We start from the raw sequence: 22,148 nt of genomic DNA on the forward strand, positions 1-22,148 counted from the left end.
AAGCCGCAGCGGCACAAGCGCCACGGCCCCGCCGAAAGGGAGGGGCCGCGGCTTCCTTGGTCAGGCTGCGCCGGATGCTCAGTGCCCATGCACCAGCGGGCAGGCCGAGTCGGCGAGCTTGCCGAACGCCTCCTCGCCCGACATCGTCTGGATCAGCTTGTAGTAGTCCCAGGGGTACTTCGACTCCTCCGGCTTCTTGACCTGCATGATGTACATCTCGTGCTCCATCAGGCCGTCGGCGCGGATCTTGCCGTTCGACGTGAACATGTCGTCGATCTTCATCTTGCGCAGCTGGTCCATGACCTTGTCGGAGTCGGTGGTGCCGGCCGCCTTCACGGCGTTGAGATAGGTCGTCGTCGCCGAGTAGTAGGCGGCCTGGTTCATGGTCGGCTCGCGCTTGGTCTTTTCGAAGTAGCGCTTGGCGAAGGCGCGGGTCTTGTCGTTGAGATCCCAATACCAGCCGGTGGTGAGATAGAGACCTTGCGCGGTCTTCAGGCCGAGACTGTGGATGTCGCTGATGAAGGCGAGCAGCGCCGCCGGCTTCATCGTCTTGGCGATGCCGAATTCATCCGCGGCCTTGATCGAGTTCGTGAAGTCGTTGCCGGCATTGGCGAGGCCCAGAACCTGCGCGCCCGAGCCCTGCGCCTGCAGCAGATAGCTGGAGAAGTCCGAGGTCGAGAGCGGCACGCGGACCGCTCCGACCACCTTGCCGCCATTGGCCTCGACCACCTTGGACGCGGCTTCCTGCAACTGGGTGCCGAAGGCGTAGTCGGCGGTCAGGAAGAACCAGCTCTTGCCGCCCTGGCTGACCATGGTCTTGGCGGTGCCGTTGGCGAGCGACGTCGTATCGTAGGCGTAGTGGACGGTGTAGGGCGTGCAGTCCTTGCCCGTCAGCGAGGCGCCGGCGGCACCGATCGCGATGAACGGTATTTTCTTCTCCTTGGCGGCGGTGGCCATCGCGAGGCTGACCCCCGTGTTGGAGCCGCCGAGGATCATGGTGACGCCGTCGCGATCGGCCCACTCGCGCAATTTCTGGGCGCCGACGTCCGGCTTGTTCTGATGATCGCTCTCCATGAACTCGATCTTGTTGCCGAGCACGCTGCCGCCGAAATCCTCGATCGCCATCTTTGCAGCCTCGACGCCGCCCGGCCCGATCACGTCGGCATAGAGCCCGGACATGTCGTCGATGTCGCCGATCACGACCTTGTTGCCGGCGGCATGAGCGGCCGTGGCGACCAGTGATGCTCCCAGCAGCCAGGGCAGCAGGCGGATTGATTTTCGCATGGTGGCGTTCCCTCGTTTTTTATGGTGCCGGACCTTAGGAACCCGCCCATGGGCTTCCTATTCGCCTTTGGTCGAGGCGAGGGCGATGGAACTTTTTGCGCGGAACGCAAACGGCCCCCGCGGGGGCGCAGGGGCCGTGAGTCTCGCGCGGAACGGGAGTTGTTGCTAAGCTGCGGCGTTGGGGAAGCGGTAGCTCTTGAACTGGTCGCGCAGCGCGGTCTTCAGGATCTTGCCCGTTGCCGTGTGCGGAATGCCGTCGACGAAGGCGACGTCATCGGGCATCCACCATTTGGCGATCTTGCCCTCCATGTATTTCAGGATGTCCTCGCGCGTCGTCGTCTGGCCGGGCTTCAATTGCACGATCAGCAGCGGGCGCTCATCCCATTTCGGATGATAGACGCCGATGACGGCAGCCTCGGCGACCGCGGGATGGCCGACCGCGAGATTCTCCAGGTCGATCGAGGAGATCCATTCGCCGCCGGACTTGATGACGTCCTTGGAGCGGTCGGTGATGCGCATGTAGCCATGCTCGTCGACGGTTGCGACGTCGCCGGTGTCGAAGAAGCCTTCATCGTCGAGGATGTTGCTGTCGACCTTGTAGTAGGCCTTCGACACCGCGGGCCCGGACACCTTGAGCCGGCCGAAGGTCTTGCCGTCCCACGGCAACTCGGTGCCGGCATCGTCGGTGATCTTCATCTCGACGCCGAACGGCGGGAAGCCCTGGGTCTGCAGCACGTCGAGCTTGGCGTCGCCGTCGGCGGCGAGGAACGGCGGCTTCAGGGTAGCGAGCGTGCCGATCGGGCTCATCTCGGTCATGCCCCAGGCATGGCGCACGCCGATACCCATGTCGAGGAAGGCCTGGATCATCGAGCGCGGCATCGCCGAGCCGCCGCACACCACCATCTTCAGATGCGGCAGTTTGAGGTTATGCGCCTGCATGTGCTGCAGCAGCATCAGCCACACCGTCGGCACGCCGGCGGTGTAGGTCACCTTCTCGGTGTCGAGCAGCTCGTAGACGGACGCGCCGTCGAGCTTGGGGCCGGGCATCACCAGCTTGGTGCCCATCGAGGGAGCGGAGAAGGCAATGCCCCAGCTGTTGGCATGGAACAGCGGAACCACCGGAAGCATTGTGTCTGCTGCGGACGTACCGAGTGAATCCCGGCTATTGGCCATCAACGCATGCAGCACGTTGGATCGATGCGAATACAGCACACCTTTCGGATCGCCCGTGGTGCCGGACGTGTAGCACATCGCGGCTGCGGTGTTCTCGTCGAAGGTGCCCCAGGCGAAATCGCCGTCGGCCTCGCCGATCCACGATTCGTAGGCGACGGCGTTCTTGAGCGTCGTCTGCGGCATGTGCGCGGCGTCGGTCAGCACGATGTAGCGCTCGACGCTCGGCAGCTTGTCGGCGAGCTTCTCGAGGATTGGCACGAACGTCAGATCGGTGATGACGATGCGGTCCTGGGCATGGTTGATGATCCAGCCGATCTGCTCGGGAAACAGGCGCGGATTGACCGTGTGACAGATCGCGCCGACTCCCATGATGCCGTACCAGACCTCGAGATGACGGCCGGTATTCCAGGCGATGGTGGCGACGCGGTCGCCCAGCTTGATGCCGTCGCGCGTCAGCTTCTGCGAGACCTTGAGAGCGCGGTCGTGGATTTGCCGATAGGTGGTGCGAACGATGGGGCCCTCGACCGAGCGGGTCACGACCTCCTGGGAGCCGTGGATTGTCGCCGCATGCTCGATGATCCGGTGACAAAGCAGGGGCCAGTCTTGCATCAAACCAAGCATCAGGTCGTTCCTCCGGTATTCGCTTGCAGCGAGGGTCTTTTGGTCTCTTTGGTCAATTTTAGCGCGCGCCGCACCCGACGCAAATGGGCTTGTGATGGCCACGACGTCGCGCCGGGCGTGATGGTTAGCGCTGTGGCCGTGGCGATCGCATTGAGCTGGCTCATGGCGGCGCCGGCGGCGGCCGCGAAATCGGCGCATCGCAGCCTGCCCACGGCCGCCGAGGCCGCAGCGAAGCTGGCCGACGGTGTTGCCAAGGTGCCGCTTCCGCAGCCGCGGCCTGCCGATGCGCCGGCGCGGGCAGCGGCCAAGGGGGAGGATGCCGCTCCGCGCGACGCGGCCAGCGCCGGTCCAAAGGTGGATGCCCAAGCCCCGCCGCCGCCTTCGGCCTGCAGGCTGGCCCTGACCGAAGAGGTCGCGATCGCGCCATCGATTCCGCCGATCAAGGGGCCCGGGGGCTGCGGCGGCGAGGACCTGGTGCGGCTGGAGGCGGTGGTGCTGCCTGACAAGCGCAGGGTGGCGCTGACGCCCGCGGCGACCATGCGTTGTCCGATGGCGACCGCGGTCGTCAACTGGGTGCGCAACGATGTGGCGCCGCTGGCCGAACGGCTCGGCAGCGCGGTCACTGCGCTCGACAATTTCGATTCCTATCAGTGCCGCGGCCGCAACAATGTCAGCGGCGCGCAGCTATCGGAGCACGGCCGTGCCAATGCGCTGGACGTCCACGGCTTCAAGCTGGCCGACGGCCGCATGATCGATCTCACCGACCGAAATCAGCCGCGCGATTTGCGCGAGTCCGTGCTGCACGCGGTCTGCACTCATTTCTCCACGGTGCTCGGCCCCGATTCGGATTGGTACCACGAGGACCACATTCATCTCGACCTGATCGAACGCCGCAACAACTACCGCATCTGCCAATGGGACGTGCTCGACCCGCTGCCGAAGGTCGCGCCCCTGATGCCCGCCGCCAGGCCCGACGACGCGCCGTCACGCGAGACCGCGCAGGCTGGCACCGAAAATGTCCGGAAGACCGCGAGCACCGACGCCGAACACAACAGCAGCGGTCGCGCCGGTACCGACGAGAAGGCCGAGCCGCCGGCCACCGCGCAGAGCCCTTCTGCTGACGACCGCTCCGGACGGGCCGATACGGAAGCGCAGCCTCCGGCCGCAAAGCCCGCCGGAACGGTCCGCAATCGGCAGACCGCGTCGAAGTCTGCGCCTGAACAGCAAAAGTCCGGACGCGTCGCCGCAGAGACGCGCGCGCCGACCGTAGCGTCCGACAAGGCACGGAATACAGCCGGGCGGGACCAGCGCGCCCTGAACAGCTCAAGTGGGGAACGGGCTTCGCCATCGAAGCCGGCTCCACGGAAGCGCCATCACGGCCGGCGTGGCTGGGATCCGTTCCGCGGATTGTTCTAGCCCCAAACAAAAAGGCGCCGGGTGACCGGCGCCTTGGAAAGGCTGCTAAACGCGCTTCTCGGCTTTTGAATATCGTACCGGCTTCAGCCGGGGCTCACTGCATCGCAGCGAAGGTGCCGCCGCCCTGCAGCGCCATCTGCGGCTTGTAGGGCGAATCACCCTTCTTCGGATCCAGCACCACGACGATGGTGCCGACCTTCACGCGGTTATAGAGATCGATCGCGTCCTCGTTCGTCAGGCGAATGCAGCCCGAGGAGATCGAGGCGCCGATATATTCCGGCTGGTTGGTGCCGTGGATGCGGAACAGCGTGTCCTTGCCGTTGGCATAGAGGTACATCGCGCGCGAGCCCATCGGATTGTCGGGACCCGGAGCGACGAAGGTCGGAACGCCCAGGCGCTCGATCTCGCCCTTGGTCGGATGCCAGGCCGGCCATTCGGTCATGGCGCCGACCTTCGCGATGCCCGACCACGCCATCGCCTCTTCGCCGACGGTGATGCCGTAGCGAATCGCCTTGCCGCCATCGAGGACGTAATAGAGGTAGTGGCTGTCGGAATCGACGACGATCGAGCCCGGGGCTTCCTTGCGGTGATACTCGACGATCGCGCGCCGATAGGGCTCGGCCACCGGCGTGTTGGTGTAGCGGATCTTCGCGAGAAGCTCCTTGTCCTTCGGCTTGAAGGCCTGCGTGTTGGTCGCCTCGTACGTCGTGGCCTGCATGCAGCCCGACAGCATCAGGCCGGCGGCCAGGAGTCCGAGTTTCACCTTCAGCGACATGTCACCAATTCCAATTGACAGCTGACGTTGCAATGGTACGGCCGCGCCACTGCAGCGCGATTCCACATGTCCCATTATCGTCAAAATCGTTCTCAATTCCAGCCGATACACGCACAGGTCACGCTGCAGCGCCGCGATTGTTGCTTTTTTGCCGCAAAAATGCGGGCAGTCATCCACAGCTGTGCTCCGAATGGCACGATCGTCTCTCTCCCGGGGCGTTGCCCTTGAGACCATGGCCTTCGCGAGAAAGCCCATGGACCGGGCCGGCAAGCTGCGTCACAAGGCGGCAGCATCCCGCCGCTACGTCCCCGAAAATTCACGTTTCGCGATTCGGAGTTTTGTCCATGTTCTCGGTGTTCGTTCCGTCCGAAGCCGCGCTGAAGAAGCTGGCGATCACCGATCCCGCGGCTCTGCCCGACAATGCGGTCTGGGTCGACCTCGTGAACCCGAGCAGCGCCGAGGACCGGGCCGTGGAAAAGCTGGCCGGGATCGCGGTGCCGACCCGCGAGGACATGCAGGAGATCGAGATCTCGAGCCGTCTCTACATCGAGAACGGGGCCCGCTACATGACGGCCACGCTGATGTGTCACTCGGACTCCGATATGCCGAGGACCACGGCAGTCACCTTCATCCTGGCGGGCCACCGCCTGGTGACGGTGCGTTACGACCAGCCGCGCCCGTTCGCGGTGGTGGAGGCCAAGCTCGCCCGCAACTGTGCGCCCGGGATCACCGGCGAGATGGTGCTGATGGAGCTGCTCGACGCCGTGATCGACCGCTGCGCCGACATTCTCGAGAAGGTCGGGGCTGATATCGATCAGGTCAGCCACGAGATCTTCGAGCCGAACAATGAGCGTCACGGACACGCCAAGCAATATTCGCAGATTCTGATCGCGATCGGGCGCAAGGGCGACCTGACCTCGAAGGTGCGTGAGAGCCTGGTGTCGATCGGCCGCCTCGTCACCTTCCTGTCTGCGGTGGTCGAAGGCGTGAAGTGGTCGAAGGACATGCGCGAGCAGCTCAAGACCATGCAGCGCGACGTCGCCTCGCTGACCGACCACGCGTCCTACCTCGCGAGCAAGATCACCTTCGTGCTGGATGCGATGCTCGGCGTCGTCAACCTCGAGCAGAACAACATCATCAAGCTGTTCTCGGTGATGGCGGTGGTCCTGATGCCGCCGACCTTGATCGCATCGATCTACGGCATGAACTTCAAGATGATGCCGGAGCTCGAATGGGTGCACGGCTATCCGATGGCGTTGGTGCTGATGCTGATCTGTGCGATCGTGCCGTACTACATCTTCAAATTGAAGAAGTGGCTGTAGCGCAGCCGAGCTGGAATCGCCGGCCGCCCCAGGCCGCTCGCCCGCGCGAAGGCTGCGGCAAAGCGCCATCCGCAGCGCCTCATTCGTGCCCCGTTGTTAGCTGCGTGGGCGACATGTTCGTTGGTCGCGTGCCGCCGACTGATAGTCGCTATGCACTGCAAGTGTCACAAGCGGCAACGTGCAACGCATAACAGAAATACTTGTTAGGCCAGCCGCAACGCCGCTGCAAAGCCGCCCCAATTCCTCAGGTAAAATTTGACGGGAACCCTGAACGTTTGATCGAAACTTCTCTGCGATAAATCTGCTCGTGAGCATGACCGACTACGAGCGTCTCGGCGCGTGGCATGCAAGGCAGAGCTCGAGGGCGCGTTCATCGCGCCTTATCCAAGAGGCGGCAATGGTTGAGAAACGCATAACGGCATCGAACAACGTGATCGAGCTGGCCAACTATCAACGCAGCCGCGCCGACATCGTCGTGGCCCATGCGCTGTCGCCGCGCACCTGCCGCTATTGCGGCGCCGAGCTCGATGACGACGAGCGCGAGGATGATTGCTCCAGCGCCCTCAACGTCGAGTCCGACCGCCTGCGCTGGCGCGCCGCGCAGATCCTTCGTGGCCTGGTGTGCGAAGGCTGAACGACTGTTCTCGGCCGAGCGGTATCCCGGCAATGCCGCCCGAAAGTCCACGATCGGAAATTCAGCAGCCGATGTCATCCCTTGAACAGCGCTCCCTCCGGGAGCGCTGTTTTGTTTGTGGCGGCCGAATCGATCTTCGGAAACGGTGTTAATCGCCGCTTCGCACGGCCATCTGGAACTTGCCGCGCGCGGCAATCCGCCGTGAACCAAACCGGAGACGGGCAGGCCCCTCCGCGGCGACGGTCTCAGACGTGCTGGCCGCCGTTGATGTGGATCTCGGCGCCGTTCACGTAGGAGCTGGTCTCCGTGCACAGCACATAGATGATCTTGGCGACCTCGTCGGGGGTGCCGAGGCGCTGCATCGGGATCTGCTCCTGCACGATCTTCTCGGTGCCCGGCGACAGGATCGAGGTGTCGATCTCGCCCGGCGCGATCGAGTTGACGCGGACGCCGACGCGGCCGAAATCCGACGCCATCTCGCGGGTCAGCGCGGCCAGCGCCGCCTTGGAGGTCGCGTAGGCCGCGCCGGCGAAGGGATGCACGCGCGAGCCGGCGATCGAGGTGACGTTGACGACGGAGCCCTTGGCCGCCTTCAGCTCCTTGATCAGGCCGCGCGCCATCATGATCGGCGCGAAGAAGTTGACGCGGAAGACGTGATTCCAGGTGTCGAGGTCGGTGTCGACGGTGCCGAGCCGGGCGCCGCCGGCGCCCTTCGGCGAGATCGCGGCGTTGTTCACCAGCGCATGCAGCTCGCCACTGTCCATGCGCTGTTTGACCTCCTCGATCGCCCGCAGCGTGTCCTCGGGATCGGCAAGGTCGACCTGGATGTGGTCTTCGGGACCTGCGCCCCACGGACATTCCTCGGGGAAGGGATGCCGCGAGCAGGTGATGACGCGCCAGCCGGCGGAGGAGAATCGGATGACGGTGGCATGACCGATGCCGCGGCTGGCGCCGGTCAGCAGCATCGTGCGCCGCGGCTGGTTCGAAGGAGTCGGCATGAACTGGGTCTCTCACGATCCCGGACGGATCAACTTACCACAATGGTTGCAGGTGCGACGCTCGATTCACGCACGCGCGGGCGATTCGTCCGACAAGGCATCAGACGCCGGCAGCCGGGCGCTGGCGCGCTCGGCGATGTCTCACGGATACATCCGCACCTTGGTCCACGGCTGGTCGGCGGCGTCGCGGCGGAATTCGATGCGGTCGTGCAGGCGGAACGGCCGGTCGTGCCAGAACTCCATGCTGACGGGTGTGATGCGCCAGCCGCTCCATCCTGGCGGGCGCGGCACCTCGCCGATGATGTATTGCGCGGCGACCTTGGCGATCGCCTGCTCGAACGCGAAGCGGCTCTCCAGCGGCTGCGACTGCTTGCTGGCCCAGGCGCCCAGCTGCGCCTGCTTCGGCCGGGTCGCGAAATAGGCGTCGGCCTCTTCGTCGGTCACCGGCGTCACGAGGCCGCGGATGCGGACCTGGCGGCGCAGCGACTTCCAGTGAAACAGCAGCGCGGCCTTCGGATTGGCGGCGAGCTCGCGGCCCTTCTGGCTGGCCTTGTGGCTGTAGAAGACGAAGCCGTCCTCGTCATAGCCCTTCATCAGCACCATGCGCACGTCAGGCAGCCCGCTCTCGTCGACCGTTGCCAGCGCCATCGCATTCGGATCGTTCGGCTCGCTCTTGCCGGCTTCGGCAAACCACGCCGCAAACAGCGCAAACGGCTCGCCGGCCTGGGTAAAATCGGCCGATGTACCGGATGTTAAGGTTGTCTGGTGTTTGATGCTCGTGGGGTCGGTCATGTCTTTGGGGAGTCCGAGTTTTGCGTTCACCCGCGGCCAAGCGCGCGCAAGTCCATCCGGGTCCGGTCCTATATAGGGCATCGGTCCGACTTGGCCTATCCGCGATCGGTCATGCCGGCACCGCTTTGACACTCATTCTAATCGGCCTGTCCGGCGGCGGCTGCAGCCTGTCTCGCCCTGAAACGGCCTTTGCCAAGATGGACGATGCGGAGATCACCGGCGCGGTCAGCCCGCCGCCCGAGCGCGAGCCGACCGAAGCCGATCTCGCTTTTGCCCGCAACGCCGCGTCGGACGTGCTGACCAGGGGGAGCAAGGATTCCAGCCAGCCCTGGCAGAATCCGCAGACCGGCGCTCGCGGCTCGGTGACGCCGATCGCCAAGTCCTACACGGCCGACAACGGCCGCACGTGCCGCGATTTCCTCGCGAGCTACGTCAACGGCAAGACGGAGCGCTGGCTGCAGGGCTCGGCGTGCCGTATCGAGCGTGGGCGCTGGGACATCCAGACGCTCAAACCCTGGCAGCAAAGCTAGCCGGGACCATCAGGAACCCGTTGCAAAAATACAACGGACTCCCCAGATGAAATGCGAAGCGGGCGGGGAGCCCATAGGTTAGTATCTGACTTTCTGTAAGGAGACGTGACGGATGCGCGACCCCTATGAGGTCTTGGGGGTGCCGCGAAGCGCCAGCGCTGCGGCCATCAAGAGCGCCTATCGCAAGCTCGCCAAGAAGCACCATCCCGACAGCAACAAGGATGATCCGAAGGCATCGGCGCGGTTTGCCGAGATCAATTCGGCCAACGAGATCCTGGGCGACGAGGAGAAGCGCAAGCAGTTCGATCGCGGGGAGATCGACGCCGAAGGCAAGCCGCGCTTCCAGGGCTTCCCTGGCGGCGGCGCCGGCCGCGGCGGGCCGGGGGGCGGATTCGAGAATTATACCTTCCGCAGCGGCGGCGGGCCGGGTGGCGGCTTTGGCGGTGGCGGATTCGAGGACATCCTGAACAGCATGTTCGGCGGCGCTGGCCCGCGCGGTGCACGTGGCGGCGGCGGCTCGTTCGAGTTCGACACCGGCGGCGTCGGCCTCGACCTCGATCTGAAGGTTGCGATGTCGGTCTCGCTCGAGGAGTCCGTGAAGGGCGGCGAGAAGCGCGTTCGGCTGCCGTCGGGCAAGGAGCTCAACGTCAAGGTCCCCGCTGGCGTCACCGCCGGCCAGCAGATCAGGCTGAAGGGGCAGGGCGAGAGCGCGCCCGGACACCGGCCAGGTGATCTCCTGATCACGATCCAGATCGCGCCGCATCCGTTCTTCAAGGTCGAGGGCAGCGACCTCAGGCTCGATCTGCCGATCACGCTTTACGAGGCGGTCCTGGGCGCCAAGGTGAGGGCGCCGACGCTCGGCAGCGCGGTCGAGCTGTCGATCCCGAAGAACACCTCCAGCGGCCGCACCTTCCGGCTCAAGGGCAAGGGCCTGCCCAAGAGCGATGGCTCGGTCGGCGATCTGTTCGTCACCACCCGGATCGTGCTGCCCGACGGCAACGATGCCGAGCTCGAAGCCCTGATGACCAAATGGCGCGACCGCCATCCCTACAATCCGCGCAGCAACCTCTCCTGAGGTTGCGCGTTGTAGGCCACTCGGCTTAAAGTTGAGGGGGCGAGCTGGAAAGCTGAGAGAAAAAGTGCGGCCTCGAAAGGGGGACCAGCGCGGTACAAAACCCCGATCGAGGCCGCTTCCGTGTCGATCGGCGGATCGAACACTCCTCATTTTTTCGTGAACATTTGGCGCTATATTGAGACGTGCCGGTGACCTGATTCCAGATTTCCGGTGACCGAATTGCGGCGCCGACCTTGGCGTGTCTCCCGCCTGGGCGAGGCGGGGATCAGTACCGTCTCGCGCAGCGTTTGCGGCCATCCTGCAAACGCTTCTGATCACGGCCGTAATCGCGCCGAGGCCGGCACCTCGCGAAATCGGGCAATGGTCCGCCGCTAGCCGCCCGCCCGTTCGGACTGGTCATAAACAAGGCGCGCGACCTGGGTGAGACGCGTCCGGTCGCTGCTGCCACTGACGACGTAGCTGACGCCGCGCTCCGCCCAGGACAGTGCAGCGGTGTTGCCCTGCGCCGTATAGCGCATCTCGGCCGCCTCGATCCCGACCTTGGTCGCATACACTGTGAAGCGCTCGCCGGAGGTGCTCTCGTACATCAGGAAGGACGCCGGACCGGTCGGCCCCGGCAGCAGCCGGCCGCCGACGAGCTTCAGTCCGGTGGTTTCCAGCTCCGGCGCCTGCACGGTGCGGCCGCAGCGCCGCGTCAGCCATTGCTGCAGATGGGCCTTCTCGTCGCCGGGGACCTCGACCGGATGGCGCACCTCCACGACGTAGAGTCGGTGCGCATCGAGCGCCTCGCCGGCGAGGGCCTGCAGCGGCGACGGCGAGGACGCAGCGCCACGCGCGACCCAGCCGACCGCGCCGCCGGCCGCGAAGGCCGCCACGCTTGCCGCCATGGCTGCGACGATCCAGCGCCGCGGCCGGCGCTCCAGACCGTCGAGGTCGAGCCGCGGCGGCACCGGCTCGTTGACGATGGAATCGTAGCGGGTATGGAGCGCCTCAGCCATGCTGCGCCAGAATTGCACGCGCTCGGCGTCCGCCGGATGCGCGGCCAGCCAGCGCTCGACGTCGCTGCGGCGCTCGGCCGGCAGCTCGTTGTCGACGTAGGCGTGCAGCTCGTCTTCGGTGACGGGAATGGTCGGCTCGGTCATCATCGGGATCTCGTTGCAATCGAGCGGCTGCGGCGATGCGCGGTCGCTGCAGGCTTGGGCAGCCGAACATGGCAGGGCGGCTTTTGTGCAGTGGTCATTTCACCCTCCGCAGCGCCGGCCGCTCGCCCTCGAGCACGGCACGGACATGGGCGCGGGCGCGGGCGAGGCGGGACATCACGGTGCCGATCGGGACACCCTGGATGTCGGCGACCTCGCGGTAGCTCATGCCTTCGAGCACGACGAGGAGAAGCGCCGCGCGCTGCTCCTCCACCAGGGTCGCCAGCGCGCGCTCGATGTCCCGGCCCTCGGCCTCAGTGCCGCTGGCGTCGGCATTGTCGTCATGGAGCGGCATGAAGTGAGGTCGCCGTGCCAGGGAGCGCCGGCGGTTCTTGTTCAGATTGGTCAGGATCGTGTACAGCCAGCTCCTGATGTCGCCGCCCAGGAACAGCCGTTCCGAGCGCAGCGCCCGCACCAGCGTGTCCTGGACCAGCTCGTCGGCCGCGTCCATGTCGCGCGCCAACGCCCGGGCATAACGGCGCAGTGCCGGAATCATGGTCTCGACGCTCTGGCGGAACGCGTTCATGGACTGCCCTGCGGCTGTTCGCTGCGATGACAAGGGCGCAGGCCGCAGCCGGCGCCTTGCAAAGATCATAACCCCGCGATCTCAGGCCTATTCCAGCCGGGCAAGCTGGCTGGGCGTTTGCCACAGAGCGGGCGGAATGGGGCTGTACCGGGCCAGACCGGTGGTGTACGTCCAGTCCTCAGAGCATGATGCGCTTCCACGGAAACGCATGATGCTCATCTCCTTGTTTGAGCATGATCTTTCGGAAAACCGGTTTCCACTTTTCCGGATCATGCTCTCATAATCAGTTCGATGGGAAGCCGCATGGCGCAGATTTCAGGTTTGATGCAGGGCAAGCGCGGGGTGGTCCTCGGCGTGGCCAACAACCGCTCGATCGCCTGGGGCATTGCCAAGGCCGCGCGCGCGGCCGGCGCGGAGATCGCGTTGACCTACCAGGGCGACGCGCTGAAGAAGCGGGTCGAGCCGCTGGCGGCTGAGCTCGGCGGCCTCGTGCTCGGCCATTGCGACGTCACCGATCCATCGACCATCGATGCCGTGTTCGACGTGCTCAAGGAGAAGTGGGGCAAGATCGATTTCGTCGTGCACGCCATCGCCTTCTCCGACAAGGACCAGCTCGACGGCCGCTACATCGAGACCACGCAGGACAATTTCTCCAAGAGCATGCTGATCAGCTGCTACTCGCTGACCGCGATCGCGCAGCGCGCCGAGAAGCTGATGACCGACGGCGGCTCGATCATCACCCTGACCTATTATGGTGCAGAGAAGTGGATGCCGCACTACAACGTGATGGGCGTCGCCAAGGCCGCGCTGGAAGCCAGCGTTCGCTATCTCGCCGCCGATCTCGGCGAGAAGAGCATCCGCGTCAACGCGATCTCGGCCGGCCCGATCAAGACGCTGGCCGCGTCGGGCATCGGCGACTTCCGCTATATCCTGAAGTGGAACGAATACAACGCGCCGCTGCGCCGGACCGTGACCATCGACGAGGTCGGCGACAGCGCGCTTTATCTCTTGTCCGACCTGTCGCGTGGTGTCACCGGCGAGGTGCATCACGTCGATTCCGGCTATCATGTCGTCGGCATGAAGCGGCCCGAGGCGCCCGACATCTCGCTCAGCAACTCCGTCGGCGCCAAGGACTAACGTCAACACGCGATGCCACGGCCCACGATCTACTACATCCGCCACGGCGAGACGGAATGGAATGCGCTCGGCCGGCTGCAGGGCACGCAGGACATTCCGCTGAACGCGCTCGGGCGGGTGCAGGCGGTGCAGGCCGGCAACCTCCTGGCCGAGCTTGCTGCGCGCAACGGCCATGATGCGGCGCGCCTGCCCTACGTCGCGAGCCCGCTCAGCCGCGCCCGCGCGACCATGGAGCTGGTGCGTGAGACCCTGGGGCTGCCAGCCGAGGGCTATGCGCTCGATGCCCGGCTGCGCGAGATCGGCTACGGCAAATGGGAAGGGGCGACGCTGCCGGAAATGCAGGCGGCCGATCCCGCCTTCTATGCCCGGCGGCTGACCGACAAATGGTCGCTGGCGCCCGAGGGCGGCGAGACCTATGCCGACGTCGAGCGCCGCGTGCGCGACTGGTACGATGGGCTGTCTGGCGATATCGTGGCGGTCGCCCATGGCGGCACGGCGCGGGCGCTGATGGTCGCGCTGGGCTTCGAGACGCCGCACGGCGCCGTCGACCTGCCGATCCAGCAGGGCGCGGTCTATGTGTTCGGCGAGAACGGCTTCGAGAAGTACAGTTAGTTTGTCCCCGTCATTCCGGGGCGCGTCGTGAGAGGCGAAACCGGAATCTCGAGAGTCCGGGTCTGGTCCTTCGGACCGTCCCGGAATGACGGTTTTTCCGATTGGGTGATCAGCTCATGTCCTTCAACACCTTCGGCCACATGTTCCGCGTCACCACCTTCGGCGAGAGCCATGGCGTGGCCATCGGCTGCGTGGTCGACGGCTGTCCGCCGCGGATCCCGCTGCAAGCGGAGGAGATCCAGCGTGATCTCGACCGCCGCCGTCCCGGCCAGTCGCGCTTCACCACCCAGCGCCAGGAGCCGGACCAGGTGAAGATCCTGTCCGGCGTGATGGCCGATCCAGACACGGGAGCGCAGGTCACCACCGGCACGCCGATCGCGCTCCTGATCGAGAACACTGATCAGCGCTCCAAGGACTATTCCGAGATCAAGGACAAGTTTCGTCCCGGCCATGCCGACTTCACCTACGAGGCCAAATACGGCCTGCGCGACTATCGCGGCGGCGGCCGGTCCTCGGCGCGCGAGACCGCGACGCGCGTTGCGGCCGGCGCGATCGCGCGCAAGGTCCTGCCCGACGTGAAGGTGCGCGGCGCGCTGGTGCAGATGGGGCCGCACAAGATCGACCGCGGCAACTGGGACTGGGACGAGGTCGCGCGCAATCCCTTCTTCTGCCCCGACAAGGACAAGGCGGCGTTCTTCGAGGACTATCTCGACGGCATCAGGAAGTCCGGCTCGTCGATCGGCGCCGTGCTCGAGATCGTCGCCGAGGGCGTGCCGGCGGGACTTGGCGCGCCGCTCTACGGCAAGCTGGATGCCGATCTCGCCGCGGCGATGATGAGCATCAACGCCGTGAAGGGCGTCGAGATCGGCGCCGGCTTCGGTGCGGCCGAGCTGACCGGCGAGGAGAATGCCGACGAGATGCGCTCGGCCAATGACGGCACGCGCTTCCTCTCCAACAATGCCGGCGGCATTCTCGGCGGCATCGCCACGGGACAGCCGATCGTGCTGCGCTTCGCGGTCAAGCCGACCTCGTCGATCCTCACCCCGCGCCAGACCGTCGACCGCTCAGGCCAGGAGACCGAGATCCTGACCAAGGGCCGTCACGACCCCTGCGTCGGCATCCGCGCGGTTCCCGTCGGCGAGGCGATGATGGCTTGCGTGCTCGCCGATCACCTGCTGCGCCATCGCGGCCAGGTGGGGTAGCTTAGTCGTTCTCGCCGTACACATACGACGCCTTCAGCCCGAAGGTCACGATCGAGAGCGTGACCCACAGCCGCAGCATCGCGAACGAGAAGATGAACACGAAGAACACCAGGTTCTTGGCGAACTGACTGGCCTCGGTCTGCCCGAACGTCCAGATCAGGCTACGGACGGCATTCTGGCCGTAGCCCAGTCCTATGTTGACCAGGCCCAGCACCAGCACGGCGGTCCCGAGCCATAGCCCGCGCCGAGCGAACTCACCGAGTGCGGGGAAGAACGCGGTCCGGCCATTGTTACGCTCGGCCTGCAGGATCATCAGCAGCACCAGCGCTGCGATGAATGCGCTCCAGAACCGGCCGAGATGCGTGAACTGGTCGAAGGCCATGCCATCCAGTCCGGCCATCAGATGGGGGCTCTGTCCCGCATAGGGCGTGAACACCAGGGCTAGCGCAGCCGCGATCATCAGCAAGGCGATCCGCCATAGCACGGCCAGGGACAATCGAAGCTGGTCGGTGACGCTCAGCTCGCCGAGGTTCGTCTGGCCGCCGCTTGCCTCGATACAGCGCTGCGCCGTGACGATGAAGGCGTGCAGCACGGCGACCGCGGCCACGACCAGAGCGGGCAGGCTGGCCGGTCCGCCGGCAAACGCGATCACCCGCATTGCCGCGGCGAGGATGAGCCATGGCAGCGCCGGCAGTAGCCGCAACGGTCCGAACGAGGTCTGAGGAACAATGGTGGATGATACGCTGCGGAGGGTCTCTCTCATCGTGTCAGGATACCGCGCGGAGCTGAACGGCCTTCCTCGCAAATGGCTAAAATTGCCGCCACGCCGCGTGCGTCTCGCTGTCTCGATGAGCTGTCACGAAGAGCCTCACCAAGGGCCATCACGACCCCTGCGTCGGCAATCCGCACGGGCCCGGTGGGCGAGGCGATGATGGCCTGCGTGCTCGCCGATCATCTGCTGCGCCATCGCGGCCAGGTCGGTTGGTCGCGCACGGAGTACCTGTTTACTGTTGTCACGTCCGTCGCTTAATCTCAGCCCATGGACACTTCCAAGCTGCGGGACATCAAGGACTGGCTGGTCGATGGTGCGCGCTCCGCGGCGACGCCGAGCCAGATGATGTCCGAATGCTGCGAGCGCCTGGTCGGGCTCGGCATCCCGTTGTGGCGCGTCGGCGTGTTCGTCCGCACCCTTCATCCCGATATCGCCGGCCGCAGCTTCATCTGGCGCCAGGGCGCCGAGGTCGAGATGGGCACGGTCGATTTCGGTTTCGAGAGCACCCCGGCCTACACGGACAGTCCGCTCGCGCTCGTGTTCGAGCATGGCAGGGAGTTCGGGGCCGATCCTCGCCATCCGCAGGCGGAGCGTTTTCCGATCCTGATGGATCTGCGTGCCGAGGGCGTGACCGACTATCTCGCCTTGCCGATGACCTTCATCGATCGCGCGGTCCATGCCTCGAGCTGGACCACCAAATCTCCAAGAGGCTTCACCGACGCGCAGCTGAACGCGATCCGGTCGCTGATGCCTGCGCTCGCACGCTACACCGAGATCGTCACGCTGCGCCGGACCGCCTCGATGCTGCTCGACACCTATGTCGGCAACAGCGCCGGCGAGCGCATCCTCGGCGGCCAGATCCGCCGCGGCCACACCGATACGCTCGATGCGGCGATCTGGTTGTCGGATCTGCGCGGCTTCACGCCGCTGTCGGACCGGCTGCCGGCCGAGAACGTCGTCGACATCCTCAACCAGTACTTCGACTGCCAGGTGGATCCGATCCGCGAGCAGGGCGGCGAGGTGCTCAAGTTCATGGGCGACGGCCTGCTCGCGGTGTTCCCCATTCGCGCGCAGGGCGGCGATCCGAGCGAGGTCTGCGGCCGCGTGCTCACAGCGGCGCGGGCGTCGCGCGCCCGCGTCGACGCGCTGGAATATGCGGTCGGCGACATCGGGGAGCGGTTTCGTTTCGGCGTGGCGCTGCATGTCGGACGGTTGCTCTATGGCAATATCGGCGGCGGCAACCGGCTCGACTTCACCTGCATCGGCCCCGCCGTCAATCTCGCCGCAAGGCTGGAGAAGATGGCCGCGCAGCTGAAGCGCACGGTGGTCGCGTCCGAGGCCTTTGCCGGCGCCTGTCCCGAGCCGCTGACCGATCTCTGGACCGATCTCGGCGAATTTCCGATCGCTGGCCTCGCGACCGCGCAACGCGTGTTCGGGCTGCGCGAGGAAGGGAATTAGTTCGCCGGCTCAGGTCTCCGGCTCGGTGGTGAACAGCAGCGGATATCCCTTGGCGCGGCCGGCATCGGTCGCGCGCGTCGCCTTGGTCTCGGCGACGTCCTTTGTGAACACCGCCACCACGCAGACGCCGAGCTTATGGGCCGTGATCATGACCTTGTAGGCCTGGTCCTCGGTCATGCGGAATTCCGCCTTCAGGATCATCACCACGAAATCGCGCGGCGTGAAATCGTCGTTGACGAGGATCACCTTGTAGAGCCGCGGACGCTCGGTCTTGGTGCGTACCTTCGTCTTGGGCTTGGTGACGGCATCGTTCATTTGAAGGGCGCGCCTGTGTTCCTGATGCGGCAGTCACGCCACGATACAGGCTTCGAACGCTCCGGGAAACCACGGGCTGCATGCCTTGCGCGATGGGCGCACGCGGCTGCCTGACATCCGGGCAATCCAGGGGACTAACCGGAATGTGAATGGATGTGTGCGTTCCCGCTTTGCGCTCTGCGGATTGCATGTCACCATCATCAGACGCGATTGGAGGGCAGCTCATGCGCTGGTGGATCTCGATCGGGGTGGCGTGTCTGGCGGGCGCCTTGGCTGGCGGCGACGTCGCCAGCGTCGTGGCCGCGCCGAGGACCCAGCCGGCGCAGCAACTGAGCGAGAAGGAAGCCTCCGTCGACGTTGAGCTCATCCTCGCCGTCGACGTGTCCTACTCGATGGATCTGGACGAGCTGGCGATCCAGCGCGAAGGCTACGCCCAGGCGCTCAGCTCGCGCGAGTTCCTGCAGGCGCTGAAGAACGGCGTGCACGGCCGCATCGCCGTGACCTATTTCGAATGGGCGGCCTCGAGCGACCAGAAGATCATCATTCCATGGCGCCTGATCGACGGACCGGAAAGTGCCGACGCCGTCGCCGCCGAGATCATGAAGACGCCGATCCGCCGGGCGTCGCGCACCTCGATCTCGGGCGCGATCTACTTCGCCATGCCGTTGTTCGATGAGAACCCCTATCGCGGGCTGCGCCGCGTCATCGACATCTCCGGCGACGGGCCCAACAACAACGGTCCCTCGCCGGTGACGATCGCGCGCGACGAGGCCGTCAACAAGGGCATCACGATCAACGGCCTGCCGATCATGGTCAAGGAGCCGTCCTACTCGACCATGGATATCGAGAACCTCGATCTCTACTACAAGGATTGCGTCACCGGCGGCCACGGCTCGTTCGTGGTCACGATCAAGAGCCGCGAGGAGTTCAAGGAGGCCATCCGCACCAAGCTGCTGATGGAGGTCGCCGGACGGGCACCGCCGCCGCGCATCGTGCCGGTCGCCGATGACGCCGACAAGGAGCCGCGCGTGTCCTGCACGATCGGCGAGAAGATCTGGCAGGATCGCTGGGGCCGGTGACCCGGGCTGCGCCACACCGGCGCCCCTGATCCGCCATCGACCGGCGCGCAGCGCTTCACACCGCCTGTCCTGGTCGGAGGCGTGCACTGCGCACCCATCGGACGCGTGTCGGGTGCAAGGATTGGTATCCCGATCTCGTGTGGAAAAACCCCGTCCTGTTGCCGATCCGGCGAATCTGTGACCTCACAGCCACACATGATCTGAAAACCAGGGGTTGCATGGCGCCAAAATTCTCTTTGCCACTGTGCCGCCGCGATTGGGCCGCGACCATGAGCGGGTTGAGGCGGAGGCGCACAGAACATGCGTATCATCGACCGGACAGCAGGTCCCTCGTCAGTCGTCCATGGCCCGGGTGCAGGGCTCGCATCCCAACTTCTGAGGCCAGCGCTGCTGTGTGCGGCGGCGGCTTCGCTCGCCGCCTGCGCGCAATCGTCGGCGGTCCGGCAGGCGCGCTGGGCGGCGCCGACGAAGCAAGCTGCCGCCGAATTCCGGCCGCAGGTGCAGCGTGCGGAGACGGCGCCGGAGTCGGTGGTGCGCGTCCAGCAGGCCGAGCTCAGCCCGCCTCCAGCCCACGCCACCTCGTCGGGCCTCGCCAGCTACTACTCGGAAGGCCGCAAGACCGCGAGCGGCGAACGCTTCGATCCCTCCGAGCTGACGGCCGCCCATCGCAGCCTGCCGTTCGGCACCCGTTTGCAGGTCACCAACGTCAAGACCGGCCGCTCGGTGGTGGTGCGTGTCAACGACCGTGGACCGTTCGTGCAGGGCCGGGTGGTGGATGTGTCCTACTCCGCCGCCCAGGCGCTCGGCATGATCCACACCGGCGTCGCCCCGGTGAAGGTCAGCGTGGTGCGGTAGCAGTCATAGACACGGCAGCGCCGCTGCTTGACCTCTCGTGTTTCTTGAGTGGCCGGGATCTCGCAGCGGCGGCAGTGCACCTCGCCCCGCTTGCGGGGCCGCGACGAGCTTCGCTCGCGCTGAGAGGTCGGATTGCATCGAAGATGCAATCCGGGTGAGGGGGACAGGTCTATCCACGCACACACCCGGTGCGTTTGCCCCTGCTGACACTTCCCGTACGGCTGCCTCTCACCCCAACCCTCTCAGCGCGAGCGAAGCTCGTCGCGCCCCCGTAAGAACGGGGAGAGGGTGCGCACCGTTCGTGCCGAGCAAGCTCTGCGCTCAACTAATAGGCATCCCGCATCACCGCCTCACCGCACCAGCCGCGCCACCAACTCCACATGCGGCGTGTGGCGGAACTGGTCGACGGGGACGACCGTCTCGAGCTTGTAGCCGCCGTCGATCAGCATGCGGACGTCGCGGGCGAAGGTGGTGACGTTGCAGGACACCGCGACGATCACCGGCGCCTTGCTGGCCGCGAGCTGCCTGGCCTGGGCCTGCGCGCCCTGGCGCGGCGGGTCGAACACGACGGCATCGATGTCGCGCAATTCCGGCGGCATCAGCGGGCGGCGGAACAGGTCGCGCGCCTCGGCCTTGATCGGCTTGAGGCCGGGCGTCCCGGCCGCCTTCTGCAGCGCCGCGATCGCGCCGGCATCATTGTCCATGGCGGTGACGCGCGCCCGCGTCGCGAGCCGCAGCGCGAACGGGCCGACGCCGCAGAACAGGTCGGCGACGTGCCTGGCCTTGGCCGTGCGCTCCATCACGAGCTGCGCCAGCGTCTCCTCGCCTTGCACGGTGGCCTGCAGGAACGAGCCCGGCGGCAGCGTCACCTGTGCCGTGCCCATCGTGACCACGGGCGCATTGCGCATCAGCACCAGCTCGCCATGGCGCGTCAGCCGCGCCAGCCGGTGCTGTTCAGCGAGGCGGGACAGGGCCGCGATGCGCGGCGGCGGCAGCGGGCCGGAGCCGCGGATGTCGATGTCGAGGCCGTTGCTGGTCGCGGTCGCCTGGATGTCGAGCGGCTTGCCGGTCGGCTTCAGCGCCTCAGCCAGGGCCCATGCGGCTTCCAGCGCACCGTCCAGAGCAGGATCGAGGATCGGGCAGCGGTCGATCGGCACGATATCGTGGCTGTTCGCGGCCGAGAATCCGACCCTTAGAACGTCGTGCGTGCCCATCCGGGCGTGGAAGGTGGCGCGGCGCCGGCCGGCGCCGTGGGCATCGATCAGATCGGCCACGTCGCAGTCGACCTTGGCGGCCCGTAGCGTCTCGACGATGATGTTGCGCTTCCATTGCTGATACGGCCCGGGCATCCAGTGCTGGATGGCGCAGCCGCCGCACACGCCGAAATGCGCGCAGAACGGCGCGATCCGCTCGGGACTCGCCGTCTCCACCGCGAGCAGCTTGCGGCGATCGGGATGGCCGGGCACGACGGCCGTCTCCACGGTCTCGCCGGCCAGCGTGTAGGGCACGTACAGCGCCTCGCCCGATGACAGCGACACGCCATCGCCGCGATGGCCGACCTGGTCGATGACGAGACGTTCAACCATGGCGGCGCGCTCCCAGGAAGAATTCGGCGTTGCCGTCGCCGCCCTTGATCGATGACGGAAAGATCGCGATGTCGCTGCAGCCGAGCGAGGCGGCGAAGGCGGCGATGTCGTCGCACACGGCTTGATGGACGGCTGCATCCTTGATGATGCCGCCCTTGCCGTGTTTTCCCTGCGCCTCGAATTGCGGCTTGATCAGCGCCAGCAGGCTCATCGGCGAGGCGGCGAGCGATAGCGCGGCCGGCAGCACCGCCTTGAGCGAGATGAAGCTGCAGTCGATCACGACGATGTCGGGGCGCTGCGCCAGCCGCTTGCCGTCGTAGCTGCGGATGTCGGTCTGCTCCATCGAGATGATCTTCGGGTGATTGCGCAATGACGGGTGCAACTGGTCGCGGCCGACGTCGACCGCGAACACGAGCGCCGCGCCATTCGCCAGCAGCACCTCGGTGAAGCCGCCGGTGGAGGCGCCGACATCGAGGCAGACATGGTCCTCGACCTCGATGCCGTAATGCTCCAGCGCCGCCGCCAGCTTGACGCCGCCACGCGACACCCAGGGATGCGCCGGCTCGGCCTGCAGGACGGCGTCGGCGGGAATGCTCTCCGAGGCTTTGCCGACCTGCTTGTCGTTGGCGAACACGAGCCCCGCCTCGATCGCCGCCTGCGCCCGCGCGCGGCTCTCGAACAGGCCGCGTTCGACGAGGAGGATGTCAGCGCGTTTGCGGGCAGGGGTCATGGGCGGTTTGATGAATGGTCATGAGTTGTGGAGTGGTCATGAGTTGTGGAGGTCGCG

General features: G+C 66.0%; 22 protein-coding genes and 1 pseudogene. 12 read left to right on the top strand and 11 right to left on the bottom strand.

Annotated elements, in window-relative coordinates; translation table 11 throughout:
* Positions 1-78: 78 nt before the first annotated feature.
* Both QX010_RS06465 and QX010_RS06470 read right to left on the bottom strand, forming a co-directional pair.
* On the bottom strand, positions 79-1,284 hold the full coding sequence (locus tag QX010_RS06465) for an ABC transporter substrate-binding protein (RefSeq protein ID WP_315802301.1): 1,206 nt from the start codon (positions 1,282-1,284) through the stop codon (positions 79-81).
* Between the two features lie 165 nt (positions 1,285-1,449).
* Positions 1,450-3,078, bottom strand: a complete 1,629-nt coding sequence (locus QX010_RS06470) for a fatty-acid--CoA ligase (protein ID WP_315802302.1) — start codon at positions 3,076-3,078, stop codon at positions 1,450-1,452.
* On the opposite strand from QX010_RS06470, the gene QX010_RS06475 reads away from it, so the two are divergent.
* Positions 3,025-4,494 (top strand): extensin family protein, encoded by a 1,470-nt coding sequence (locus tag QX010_RS06475; protein ID WP_316178348.1) that lies wholly within the window; start codon positions 3,025-3,027, stop codon positions 4,492-4,494. The genes QX010_RS06470 and QX010_RS06475 overlap by 54 nt on opposite strands.
* A 94-nt stretch (positions 4,495-4,588) precedes the next feature.
* On the opposite strand, the gene QX010_RS06480 is transcribed toward QX010_RS06475, so the two are convergent.
* The gene (locus tag QX010_RS06480) at positions 4,589-5,269 is read right to left on the bottom strand and encodes a L,D-transpeptidase (protein ID WP_315802304.1); all 681 of its coding nucleotides are present in this window, start codon (positions 5,267-5,269) and stop codon (positions 4,589-4,591) included.
* Positions 5,270-5,613: 344 nt separating this feature from the next.
* Between QX010_RS06480 and QX010_RS06485 the strand changes: the two genes are divergently transcribed.
* Entirely contained in the window at positions 5,614-6,591 is a 978-nt protein-coding gene (locus tag QX010_RS06485) for a magnesium transporter CorA family protein (protein ID WP_315802305.1), read from the top strand.
* 313 nt (positions 6,592-6,904) lie between these two features.
* Complete coding sequence (locus tag QX010_RS06490; protein ID WP_409997915.1) at positions 6,905-7,225, top strand: hypothetical protein; 321 nt, start codon at positions 6,905-6,907, stop codon at positions 7,223-7,225.
* A 245-nt stretch (positions 7,226-7,470) separates the two neighbouring features.
* Here the strand turns inward: QX010_RS06490 and QX010_RS06495 are convergent, their stop codons facing one another.
* On the bottom strand, positions 7,471-8,223 hold the full coding sequence (locus QX010_RS06495; protein ID WP_315802306.1) for an SDR family oxidoreductase: 753 nt from the start codon (positions 8,221-8,223) through the stop codon (positions 7,471-7,473).
* A gap of 141 nt (positions 8,224-8,364) precedes the next feature.
* Positions 8,365-9,015, bottom strand: a complete 651-nt coding sequence (gene pdxH, locus QX010_RS06500; protein ID WP_316178352.1) for a pyridoxamine 5'-phosphate oxidase — start codon at positions 9,013-9,015, stop codon at positions 8,365-8,367.
* A gap of 125 nt (positions 9,016-9,140) precedes the next feature.
* On the opposite strand from pdxH, the gene QX010_RS06505 reads away from it, so the two are divergent.
* Positions 9,141-9,545 carry an RT0821/Lpp0805 family surface protein gene (locus tag QX010_RS06505; protein WP_315802308.1) on the top strand — a complete coding sequence of 135 codons (405 nt, stop codon included), beginning with the start codon at positions 9,141-9,143 and terminating at the stop codon, positions 9,543-9,545.
* A 112-nt stretch (positions 9,546-9,657) separates the two neighbouring features.
* Positions 9,658-10,620, top strand: a complete 963-nt coding sequence (locus QX010_RS06510) for a DnaJ C-terminal domain-containing protein (RefSeq protein WP_315802309.1) — start codon at positions 9,658-9,660, stop codon at positions 10,618-10,620.
* Between the two features lie 371 nt (positions 10,621-10,991).
* On the opposite strand, the gene QX010_RS06515 is transcribed toward QX010_RS06510, so the two are convergent.
* Together QX010_RS06515 and QX010_RS06520 are read right to left on the bottom strand one after the other, a co-directional pair.
* On the bottom strand, positions 10,992-11,765 hold the full coding sequence (locus QX010_RS06515; protein ID WP_316178354.1) for an anti-sigma factor: 774 nt from the start codon (positions 11,763-11,765) through the stop codon (positions 10,992-10,994).
* 91 nt (positions 11,766-11,856) lie between these two features.
* The gene (locus tag QX010_RS06520) at positions 11,857-12,345 is read right to left on the bottom strand and encodes a sigma-70 family RNA polymerase sigma factor (RefSeq protein ID WP_316178356.1); all 489 of its coding nucleotides are present in this window, start codon (positions 12,343-12,345) and stop codon (positions 11,857-11,859) included.
* 303 nt (positions 12,346-12,648) lie between these two features.
* Between QX010_RS06520 and fabI the strand changes: the two genes are divergently transcribed.
* The 3 genes from fabI (at position 12,649) to aroC (ending at position 15,296) form a co-directional block, all read left to right on the top strand.
* Complete coding sequence (gene fabI / locus QX010_RS06525) at positions 12,649-13,482, top strand: enoyl-ACP reductase FabI (protein ID WP_315802312.1); 834 nt, start codon at positions 12,649-12,651, stop codon at positions 13,480-13,482.
* Between the two features lie 12 nt (positions 13,483-13,494).
* Positions 13,495-14,094, top strand: coding sequence for a histidine phosphatase family protein (locus QX010_RS06530; RefSeq protein WP_315802313.1), 600 nt, complete (start codon positions 13,495-13,497; stop codon positions 14,092-14,094).
* Between the two features lie 116 nt (positions 14,095-14,210).
* Entirely contained in the window at positions 14,211-15,296 is a 1,086-nt protein-coding gene (gene aroC / locus QX010_RS06535) for a chorismate synthase (RefSeq protein WP_316178359.1), read from the top strand.
* Position 15,297: 1 nt separating this feature from the next.
* Here the strand turns inward: aroC and QX010_RS06540 are convergent, their stop codons facing one another.
* Positions 15,298-16,059, bottom strand: coding sequence for a hypothetical protein (locus tag QX010_RS06540; RefSeq protein WP_316178361.1), 762 nt, complete (start codon positions 16,057-16,059; stop codon positions 15,298-15,300).
* 95 nt (positions 16,060-16,154) lie between these two features.
* On the opposite strand from QX010_RS06540, the pseudogene QX010_RS06545 reads away from it, so the two are divergent.
* Positions 16,155-16,326 (top strand): annotated as a pseudogene (locus QX010_RS06545) (chorismate synthase); the annotation flags it as partial.
* Positions 16,327-16,335: 9 nt separating this feature from the next.
* Positions 16,336-17,526, top strand: coding sequence for an adenylate/guanylate cyclase domain-containing protein (locus QX010_RS06550; RefSeq protein ID WP_315802316.1), 1,191 nt, complete (start codon positions 16,336-16,338; stop codon positions 17,524-17,526).
* A gap of 9 nt (positions 17,527-17,535) precedes the next feature.
* On the opposite strand, the gene clpS is transcribed toward QX010_RS06550, so the two are convergent.
* Positions 17,536-17,841: an ATP-dependent Clp protease adapter ClpS gene (gene clpS / locus QX010_RS06555; protein WP_035654766.1), complete on the bottom strand. Its 306-nt coding sequence runs from the start codon at positions 17,839-17,841 to the stop codon at positions 17,536-17,538.
* A 224-nt stretch (positions 17,842-18,065) separates the two neighbouring features.
* Here clpS and QX010_RS06560 point away from each other — a divergent pair, with 224 nt between their 5' ends.
* Together QX010_RS06560 and QX010_RS06565 are read left to right on the top strand one after the other, a co-directional pair.
* On the top strand, positions 18,066-18,920 hold the full coding sequence (locus QX010_RS06560; protein WP_315802317.1) for a DUF1194 domain-containing protein: 855 nt from the start codon (positions 18,066-18,068) through the stop codon (positions 18,918-18,920).
* A gap of 300 nt (positions 18,921-19,220) precedes the next feature.
* On the top strand, positions 19,221-19,775 hold the full coding sequence (locus QX010_RS06565) for a septal ring lytic transglycosylase RlpA family protein (RefSeq protein WP_315802318.1): 555 nt from the start codon (positions 19,221-19,223) through the stop codon (positions 19,773-19,775).
* A gap of 350 nt (positions 19,776-20,125) precedes the next feature.
* Here the strand turns inward: QX010_RS06565 and QX010_RS06570 are convergent, their stop codons facing one another.
* Entirely contained in the window at positions 20,126-21,361 is a 1,236-nt protein-coding gene (locus tag QX010_RS06570; protein WP_316178364.1) for a class I SAM-dependent RNA methyltransferase, read from the bottom strand.
* On the bottom strand, positions 21,354-22,091 hold the full coding sequence (locus QX010_RS06575) for a TlyA family RNA methyltransferase (RefSeq protein ID WP_316178366.1): 738 nt from the start codon (positions 22,089-22,091) through the stop codon (positions 21,354-21,356). The genes QX010_RS06570 and QX010_RS06575 overlap by 8 nt, the downstream gene beginning before the upstream one ends.
* Between the last annotated feature and the right edge of the window lie 57 nt (positions 22,092-22,148).

This window comes from Bradyrhizobium sp. SZCCHNRI1009 (assembly GCF_032487575.1).
Classification (GTDB): Bacteria; Pseudomonadota; Alphaproteobacteria; order Rhizobiales; family Xanthobacteraceae; genus Bradyrhizobium.

Bases quoted from the DNA above. Each gene is read 5' to 3' on its own strand.
- QX010_RS06475 (WP_316178348.1), top strand. From the start codon at position 3,025: ATGCTCGATGATCCGGTGACAAAGCAGGGGCCAGTCTTGCATCAAACC.
- QX010_RS06575 (WP_316178366.1), bottom strand. From the start codon at position 22,091: ATGACCCCTGCCCGCAAACGCGCTGACATCCTCCTCGTCGAACGCGGC.
- QX010_RS06520 (WP_316178356.1), bottom strand. From the start codon at position 12,345: ATGAACGCGTTCCGCCAGAGCGTCGAGACCATGATTCCGGCACTGCGC.
- QX010_RS06485 (WP_315802305.1), top strand. From the start codon at position 5,614: ATGTTCTCGGTGTTCGTTCCGTCCGAAGCCGCGCTGAAGAAGCTGGCG.
- QX010_RS06515 (WP_316178354.1), bottom strand. From the start codon at position 11,765: ATGATGACCGAGCCGACCATTCCCGTCACCGAAGACGAGCTGCACGCC.
- QX010_RS06530 (WP_315802313.1), top strand. From the start codon at position 13,495: ATGCCACGGCCCACGATCTACTACATCCGCCACGGCGAGACGGAATGG.
- QX010_RS06570 (WP_316178364.1), bottom strand. From the start codon at position 21,361: ATGGTTGAACGTCTCGTCATCGACCAGGTCGGCCATCGCGGCGATGGC.
- QX010_RS06480 (WP_315802304.1), bottom strand. From the start codon at position 5,269: ATGTCGCTGAAGGTGAAACTCGGACTCCTGGCCGCCGGCCTGATGCTG.
- QX010_RS06550 (WP_315802316.1), top strand. From the start codon at position 16,336: ATGGACACTTCCAAGCTGCGGGACATCAAGGACTGGCTGGTCGATGGT.
- QX010_RS06560 (WP_315802317.1), top strand. From the start codon at position 18,066: ATGCGCTGGTGGATCTCGATCGGGGTGGCGTGTCTGGCGGGCGCCTTG.
- QX010_RS06465 (WP_315802301.1), bottom strand. From the start codon at position 1,284: ATGCGAAAATCAATCCGCCTGCTGCCCTGGCTGCTGGGAGCATCACTG.
- clpS (WP_035654766.1), bottom strand. From the start codon at position 17,841: ATGAACGATGCCGTCACCAAGCCCAAGACGAAGGTACGCACCAAGACC.
- QX010_RS06510 (WP_315802309.1), top strand. From the start codon at position 9,658: ATGCGCGACCCCTATGAGGTCTTGGGGGTGCCGCGAAGCGCCAGCGCT.
- QX010_RS06470 (WP_315802302.1), bottom strand. From the start codon at position 3,078: ATGCTTGGTTTGATGCAAGACTGGCCCCTGCTTTGTCACCGGATCATC.
- QX010_RS06495 (WP_315802306.1), bottom strand. From the start codon at position 8,223: ATGCCGACTCCTTCGAACCAGCCGCGGCGCACGATGCTGCTGACCGGC.
- aroC (WP_316178359.1), top strand. From the start codon at position 14,211: ATGTCCTTCAACACCTTCGGCCACATGTTCCGCGTCACCACCTTCGGC.
- QX010_RS06565 (WP_315802318.1), top strand. From the start codon at position 19,221: ATGCGTATCATCGACCGGACAGCAGGTCCCTCGTCAGTCGTCCATGGC.
- QX010_RS06540 (WP_316178361.1), bottom strand. From the start codon at position 16,059: ATGAGAGAGACCCTCCGCAGCGTATCATCCACCATTGTTCCTCAGACC.
- fabI (WP_315802312.1), top strand. From the start codon at position 12,649: ATGGCGCAGATTTCAGGTTTGATGCAGGGCAAGCGCGGGGTGGTCCTC.
- pdxH (WP_316178352.1), bottom strand. From the start codon at position 9,015: ATGACCGACCCCACGAGCATCAAACACCAGACAACCTTAACATCCGGT.
- QX010_RS06490 (WP_409997915.1), top strand. From the start codon at position 6,905: ATGACCGACTACGAGCGTCTCGGCGCGTGGCATGCAAGGCAGAGCTCG.